This window comes from Stenotrophomonas sp. HMSC10F07, assembly GCF_001807895.1.
Taxonomy (GTDB): Bacteria; Pseudomonadota; Gammaproteobacteria; order Xanthomonadales; family Xanthomonadaceae; genus Stenotrophomonas; species Stenotrophomonas sepilia.
Map to the genome: position 1 here is coordinate 1 of NZ_KV791424.1, position 6812 is coordinate 6812.

7 protein-coding genes are annotated in these 6812 nt (G+C 67.2%); 3 read left to right on the top strand and 4 right to left on the bottom strand.

What is annotated here, in order from left to right; all coding sequences use genetic code 11:
* Positions 1-33: 33 nt before the first annotated feature.
* Positions 34-1131: a Glu/Leu/Phe/Val dehydrogenase dimerization domain-containing protein gene (locus HMPREF3114_RS15045; protein ID WP_070489954.1), complete on the bottom strand. Its 1098-nt coding sequence runs from the start codon at positions 1129-1131 to the stop codon at positions 34-36.
* 277 nt (positions 1132-1408) lie between these two features.
* Between HMPREF3114_RS15045 and HMPREF3114_RS15050 the strand changes: the two genes are divergently transcribed.
* Positions 1409-2485, top strand: coding sequence for an HDOD domain-containing protein (locus tag HMPREF3114_RS15050; protein WP_053499393.1), 1077 nt, complete (start codon positions 1409-1411; stop codon positions 2483-2485).
* Between the two features lie 3 nt (positions 2486-2488).
* On the opposite strand, the gene HMPREF3114_RS15055 is transcribed toward HMPREF3114_RS15050, so the two are convergent.
* From HMPREF3114_RS15055 to HMPREF3114_RS15065, 3 genes are all read right to left on the bottom strand, one after another.
* Positions 2489-4042, bottom strand: coding sequence for a phospholipase D family protein (locus tag HMPREF3114_RS15055; RefSeq protein ID WP_229766041.1), 1554 nt, complete (start codon positions 4040-4042; stop codon positions 2489-2491).
* Between the two features lie 164 nt (positions 4043-4206).
* Positions 4207-4905, bottom strand: coding sequence for an RNA pseudouridine synthase (locus tag HMPREF3114_RS15060; protein ID WP_053499396.1), 699 nt, complete (start codon positions 4903-4905; stop codon positions 4207-4209).
* A 47-nt stretch (positions 4906-4952) separates the two neighbouring features.
* Complete coding sequence (locus tag HMPREF3114_RS15065) at positions 4953-5453, bottom strand: M48 metallopeptidase family protein (RefSeq protein ID WP_053499398.1); 501 nt, start codon at positions 5451-5453, stop codon at positions 4953-4955.
* Positions 5454-5516: 63 nt separating this feature from the next.
* On the opposite strand from HMPREF3114_RS15065, the gene HMPREF3114_RS15070 reads away from it, so the two are divergent.
* Positions 5517-6074, top strand: a complete 558-nt coding sequence (locus HMPREF3114_RS15070) for a DUF2058 domain-containing protein (RefSeq protein WP_005418186.1) — start codon at positions 5517-5519, stop codon at positions 6072-6074.
* 170 nt (positions 6075-6244) lie between these two features.
* The gene (locus tag HMPREF3114_RS15075; RefSeq protein ID WP_005418184.1) at positions 6245-6511 is read left to right on the top strand and encodes a DksA/TraR family C4-type zinc finger protein; all 267 of its coding nucleotides are present in this window, start codon (positions 6245-6247) and stop codon (positions 6509-6511) included.
* Positions 6512-6812: the final 301 nt, after the last annotated feature.

Sequence of the window (6812 nt, forward strand, 5' to 3'; positions counted from 1 at the left end):
CGGGTCGAAAGGCCCGGCGCGACATCGGCAGGCTCAGCCGCCGCGCAGGTTGCCCAGGCGCGGGGTGCTGCGACCCAGCGGCATCTTCAGCTTGCCGATCGACAGGATACGGCTTTCGGCGATCCGGTCGGCTGCCCGCTGCGGCGCGATGTTCTCGCGTTGCGACAGTTCGAAGATGCGGGTGAGGTTGTGGTAGATGCTGCGGATCAGGCGCATCGCGCGTTCGCGGTTGTAGCCATCGATCTCCAGCGACACGTTCATCACGCCGCCCGCGTTGACCGCGTAGTCAGGTGCATACAGGATGCCGCGCGCATGCAGTTCATCGCCGATTTCCAGGCTCGACAGCTGGTTGTTGGCGGTACCGCAGATGATCTTCGCCTTGATCCGCGGCAGGGTGTCGGCGTTGATCGCGCCTTCCAGCGCGCACGGTGCGAACACATCGGCGTTCACTTCGTGGATCTCGTCGGGCTTGACCGCTTCGGCGCCGAAATCGATGACCGCGCGATCAACCAGCGCGCTGTCCAGGTCGGTGACATACAGTTTGGCGCCGCGATCGCGCAGCAGCTTGACCAGCTCCATGCCGATGTGGCCCAGGCCCTGCACTGCGATGCTGGTATTGCCCACTTCCTCATGGCCGAACTTGAAGCGCATCGCCGCCATCAGCGCCTGCAGCGCACCGTAGGCGGTGAACGGGGCCGGATCGCCGGATCCGCCATGGACCTGGTGCACGCCGGTCACGAACTGGCTCTCCAGGTAGATGTTCTCCATGTCGTTGACGTCGGTACCGACGTCCTCGGCGGTGATGTAGCGCCCTCCCAGCGAGTCGACATAACGGCCGAAGGCGCGGAACAGTACTTCAGTCTTGTCCACCTTCGGGTCGCCGATGATCACTGCCTTGCCACCACCGACGTTGAGGCCGGCCAGCGCATTCTTGTAGGTCATCGTCCGGCTCAGCCGCAGCACGTCGGCCAGCGCCTCGTCGGTGCTGGCATACGGACGCATGCGCACGCCACCCAGGGCCGGGCCCAGGGTGGTGTTGTGGATGGCGATGATCGCCTGCAGGCCGGCATCGTGGTTGTGGCAGAACACCACTTGTTCGTGGCCGGTGGTGGCGAGGGTTTCGAATAGCATGGCGTCTCCGATGGCGCGATCAGCGGCGAACTGCAGCGAACGGCCAGTGAACGGTAGGGTCCCAAAACAAAAAAAGCGACGTCGTCATGGCTGGGGGACGGGTCGCGCGGCGCCATTCTAGTCCATTCCCCTGGCCGGTGCCGTCGACATCGCATGCCTTCCGGTTAAAGAAGATGAAAGTGCGGCCGATGCTGCGACGACGGCGGGTGGCCGGATTGGCGTGAAGAGGCGGGCGGTCAGTGACGGCAAGGACATTGCAACGACAGGGCGGGCGGCGATGACAGCGGCCTGGTGGCGATCGCTGCGCGGCTGGCTGGCGCGTTCGACCGGGGCGGCACCGTCGCGGCTGGTTGCTGCGTCCCGCCAGGCGGTGGCCGCCGCAGCGGCGAGCCTGCAGGGCGAGGCGCTGCCCCCGGCCGAGATCGCTGCACATCTGCAACGTGGCCTGCATGCGCTGGCCCTGTACCCGCGTCTGGCCGGTGAATCCACGCCGGTGCAGGCCGCAGGGCAGGGCGAGGCGGTGGCGCGCGCGCTGCAGGACCGCAACTGGGCGGCCAGGCAGCTGCCCCGCCGGCCGCAACTGCTGCCGCAGCTGATCCAGACCGTCAACGACGATGCCGCCTCAGCGCGGGTGATGGCCGCGATCATCGGTCAGGACCCGGTACTGACCGGCAACCTGCTGCGCATCGCCAACAGCCCGGCCTACAAGGTGCATGAGCGCCCGGTCGAAAGCCTGCAGCGGGCGGTGACACTGGTGGGTACCGAAGGCGTGCGGCAGATCATCAGCGCGGTACTGGTGCAGCCGGTGATGCAGGTGCAGTGCGAAGTGTTCCCGCAGTTCAGCACGATCATCTGGGAGCACGCATTGCTGGCCTCGCGCGCGGCTGCAGACCACGCACGCACGGTTACCTTCGGTGATGCTTTCGCCGCGCAGTGGCTGGGCCTGGTGCAGGGACTGGGCGCGTCACTGGTAATGCGCCAGCTGCTGCAGGAAGCGCAGGCCCGCGGCGAGGCCGTGGAGCCGGCGTTGGCCCTGCAGATGTTGCAGCAGTGGTCGTTGCCGTTGGCGCAGCGGGTCGCCGCCGCATGGGAGCTGCCTGAGCCGGTTCACCAGGCCCTGGCGGTGGATGCAGAAGGGGCGCTGGCCGACAGCCTGCGCCTGGCCAGCGCCGCCGCAGCGGCCAGCCTGTTGTGCCGCCATGGGCATGCCAGCCAGAGCCGCATGCTGGCGCTGCTGGAGCAGCTGCCTTCAGCGCCGCCGCATGCATTGCGCTGGATCTGGCGGCGCCTGCATGGGCGCAGCGTGGAAACGCTGGATGATGCCGGACAGGACCAGGCCGGCCCGGCGGCCTGAGTACTACAGCTGCGATTCGACCGGCAGCCAGCTGATGGCCCGCGCGGTCCAGCGCTTGCCCAGGCTCGCGCCGGGTTCGGCCTCCACCCAGTGCGGTGGCGGTTCACGCTCCAGCCAGCGTAGCCCTCGGTCGTCCAGCGCCAGCCACCAGCTGTGCCTGGGGTCCGCCAGGCGCAGGTACTCATCGCGCAGTTGCGCCCCCAGCACCGGGTCGTCGAACAGTACGCCCATTTCGGTGTTGAGGTAGGCCGAGCGAGGGTCGAGGTTGAACGAGCCGACGAAGCCGCGGCGGTCGTCGACCACGAACGCCTTGGTGTGCAGGCTCGCGCCGCTGCTGCCGAACATGCCGGCATCGCCGGACTGTCCGTGCGCCTTCAGTTCGTACAGGTGGACGCCCGCTTCGAGCAACGGCACGCGGTAGCTCATGTAGCCGCCGTGCACGGCGGCGACGTCGTTGGCAGCCAGTGAGTTGGTCACCACGCCGACCTGCACGCCCCGCCCGGCCATGGCCGAAAAGCCATCCAGGCCTTCGTTGCCTGGCACGAAGTAGGGTGAGATCAACAACGCTTTGTGCCGGGCGGCCTGCAGCTCGCTGATCAGGGTCGACACCAGCCAGGCAGCGCGATCATCCCTGCGATGCTTCATCGGCGGGTCCGAGACGATGCGCACTGCACTGCTCCAGTGCAATGGCTCGGGACTCGGGCGCTGCCGCTGGCGCGATTCGGCCACGCGCGCAAGGTAGGGCCGGGCCACGTCCCGCTGCGCCTCATGATCCGATTCGCGCACCAGCAGGCGCAGCTGCGCATCGGTATGAAAGGCAAGCGCGGATACCGGAATGGCGGCCTCGCTGTTCCAGTAGTCGTCGAAGATCCGGTTGGCCTGCTCCACGGCAGGGCCGGCGACCAGCAGGTCCAGATCCTGGAAGTTCACATCGGTGCGCGCGCTGAAGTACTCCTCGCCGATGTTGCGGCCGCCGACGATCGCGACGCGGCCATCGGCGATCCAGCTCTTGTTGTGCATGCGGTGGTTCACGCTGAAGAAGCGTTGCACCATCTCCACCACGCGCAGGATGCCGGTCCGGTTGCGGAACGGGTTGTAGAGGCGGATTTCAATGTTGGGGTGCCGGTCCAGCGCCATCATCAGCGCGTCCTTGTCCTTGGCGTTCATGTCGTCGAGCAGGATGCGCACGCGCACACCGCGCTCGGCGGCGTCATGCAGCGCCTTGGCCATCAGGTGGCCGATCAGGTCGTCGTGCCAGATGTAGTACTGCAGGTCCAGGCTGCGGCCAGCGTGCGCGGTGATCATCGCGCGCGCGGCGAAGGCATCCATGCCATCACTGAGGAACGCTACGCCTGACTGCCCGGGATGCGCGTCCTGCAGCGGCACGATCTGCTGGTCGATGCGGGTCTGCGCCGGCTGCAATGGCAGTACATGCGAGGGCGCGCCCTGTGCCTGTGGCGTGAGATGGTCGGCCAGCAGCAGCCCGGACAGGACCAGCAGCAACAGCGCGGCGAGGATGATTGCAGCGACGCGCAACAGGCGTCGCCACAGGGGCATGGGCAGGCTCATGCCTCGATGGTAGATCCACGCCCTGCGTGAAGGAATGCCTGCAGGATCGATAGGGCGTCAGCGCCCTTGCCTTCGGCAAGGGATCCGACCCCGCGGGCGTCACGGATGGGGGCGGACCCGTTTCTGCAGGAAAGGGCCCTGACCCGCAGGCCTCAGAACCGCTCGTCGCTGCCCAGGTAACGCCACTGCGCCGGCGGCAGCGGCCCCAATGCCACGCGGCCGATGCGCAGTCGGCGCACGGCCAGCACCTGCAGCCCGGCGGCGGTCACCGCCACGCGCAGGCCCTTGGCGGTCAGCCCCTTGCCGGCAAAGCGCAGGCGCTGCTCGCTTTGCCAGCTGACCTTGGCGCCGCCGGATTCCTGCTGCAGCCGCGCCAGCAGCCACGGTCCTCGCTCGGGGCCGCCTTCGGCCACTTCGATCAGGTATTCCTGTTCGGTGCGGCCCAGATTGCGCTGTAGATGGGCCAGCGTGGCCGGATCCTGGCTGACCACCACCAGGCCGCTGTCGCTGGCCGGAAGTGCAGCGGCCAGCTGCAGGCCGTGGAAATGGCGCTGCAACGGACGGATGTCGCTGGCATCAAGTTCGCTGCGGCTGTCACTGCTGACCAGCGCACACAGGGTCTCAGCAGCAACGCCGGCCGGCTTGTGCAGCAGCATGCTGACCCGCTCGGCCTTGTCATCACTGGCCTGCTCGGCCACGACGATCACCACGCTGTCATCGACCGGGCGCTGTGGCTGTTCCACTACTTCGCCGTCGACCGTTACCCAGCCGCCTTCGATATAGCGCCGCGCTTCGCCGCGGGGGATGCCGAGCAGGGCGGACAGGCGTTTGTCGAGACGGATCGGTTCCATGGCGGGCAGGTCGGGCAGGGGGCGCGCAGTGTAGCTGCTGCGGCCGGTCAGCGCTGGCTGCGGTTGGCCAGCTCGGTCAGGTACAGACGGGTATCGAACTCCAGCTGCAGGTAATCCGGTTCCATGTGCTGGCACAGCTGGTAGAAGGCTTTGTTGTGGTCGGCTTCCTTCAGGTGGGCCAGCTCATGCACCACGATCATGCGCAGGAACGCCGCTGGCGCCTGGCGGAATACCGTAGCGATGCGGATCTCGCGGCTGGCCTTGAGGCGGCTGCCGTGCACGCGGGAAATGGCGGTATGCGTACCCAGCGCGTGCTTGATCACTTCCAGGGTGTTGTCGTAGCAGACCTTGTTGAGCGGCACCGACTTGCGCAGGTAGCGATCTTTCAGCGCCTGGGTGTAGTCGTACAGCTGGCGGTCGCTGCGCACCTCGTGCGGGTCGGGATAGCGCTGCTGCAGCCAGGGGCCGAGCTTGCCCTGCGCCAGCAGTTCGCTGACCTGGGCGACCAGGGGTTCGGGGTAGCCGGTGAGGTACTTCAGGACTGCCATGCAGGGGCGGCGGGGCGTCGGTAGAATGGAAGCATCCAAGATTACACGCGGTATGTACCAACCATGGCAAAGCCCAACGCGCTGCAGGAACAATTGCTCAAGGCCGGTCTGGCCAAGAAGTCGCAGGCCAGCGCCGCCGCGCGGGAGCAGGCCAAGGCCCGCCAGGGCAAGGCCGAATCGGCCTCGGCCGAGGTCCAGCGTGAGGCTGAACGTGCCCGTGCCGAGAAGGTCGAGCGCGACCGCGCGCTGGCCGCCGAGCGCAATGCCCAGGCCAGGCAGGCGGAACAGAAGGCACAGGCGAAGCAGATCATCGCGGCCCATGCAGTACCCCACAAGGGCGATGACGAGTATCGCTTCAGCGATGGCGCGGCGATCCGCACCCTGCTGATCGACCCCAAGCTGCGCAAGGCGCTGTCGGTGGGCGTGCTGGTCATCGTCGCCAATGGCGAGGGTTACGCCCTGCTGCCGCGCGCCGCCGCCGAGAAGGTGCGCGAGCGGGCCCCGGAGGCGATCATCGTCGACCACGGCCAGCCGGGCTCGACTGCTGAGATCTCCACCGGCAACGCCGAGGACGACGCCTACTACGCCCAGTTCCAGGTGCCGGACGACCTGATCTGGTAAGCAAAAAGGGGACGGAGGGGATTAAGTCGCGATCGCCCCGATTGGATCCGTTGGCGTTCTGCTCAGCTTGCTGAAGGCGCACCGGGCACGGCTCGGCGCAACACTGGCCTGCTCCTTTGTGGGCGGGTGTATCGTCCCCATATCAGGCGACACACCTGCGGAGGAAGACCATGGCCACCGGTTGGGCGGGAGATGGCGCGGTCCAGGACCAGATCGACGCCACCGTCGACGATGCGATCGCCCGCGCGCGCCGCCAGCTGCGGCAGGGCCCGGGCCTCGAGCACTGTGAGGAATGTGAAGCGCCGATTCCGTTGGCGCGACGTCGTGCTGTGCCGGGAGTTCGCCTGTGCGTGGCGTGCCAGCAGGCGCATGACGAAGAAGAGCAGGCGCATGCCGGTTACAACCGGCGTGGCAGCAAGGACAGCCAGCTGAGGTAAAGGGTGTTCGGCAGGGCTGCGCCCTGCACCCGCCGAAGCCTTCAAGCCAAGGCAACAGCAACAGCAAAAGCTGGCATTCCGTGGGTTGGCAGGGCGGTGTCGGAGTGCGGGGACGCCGTAAACCCGTCCATGGGGGCTTGGCCGCGGCATCCATGCCGCGGACACCCCGCACTCCGACATCGCCCCACCTCTGACAGATTCCGTGCGCTGTTGGCGGGTGCCGACCGTTAGTCGGCACATCTGTCAGATATCGAATGAATTCATTCGTGCCGACCAACGGTCGGCACCCACCAAAGCAGAA

Coding starts and splice junctions, on each gene's coding strand:
- HMPREF3114_RS15045 (WP_070489954.1), bottom strand. CDS start 1,131: ATGCTATTCGAAACCCTCGCCACCACCGGCCACGAACAAGTGGTGTTC.
- HMPREF3114_RS15050 (WP_053499393.1), top strand. CDS start 1,409: ATGACAGCGGCCTGGTGGCGATCGCTGCGCGGCTGGCTGGCGCGTTCG.
- HMPREF3114_RS15055 (WP_229766041.1), bottom strand. CDS start 4,042: ATGCCCCTGTGGCGACGCCTGTTGCGCGTCGCTGCAATCATCCTCGCC.
- HMPREF3114_RS15060 (WP_053499396.1), bottom strand. CDS start 4,905: ATGGAACCGATCCGTCTCGACAAACGCCTGTCCGCCCTGCTCGGCATC.
- HMPREF3114_RS15065 (WP_053499398.1), bottom strand. CDS start 5,453: ATGGCAGTCCTGAAGTACCTCACCGGCTACCCCGAACCCCTGGTCGCC.
- HMPREF3114_RS15070 (WP_005418186.1), top strand. CDS start 5,517: ATGGCAAAGCCCAACGCGCTGCAGGAACAATTGCTCAAGGCCGGTCTG.
- HMPREF3114_RS15075 (WP_005418184.1), top strand. CDS start 6,245: ATGGCCACCGGTTGGGCGGGAGATGGCGCGGTCCAGGACCAGATCGAC.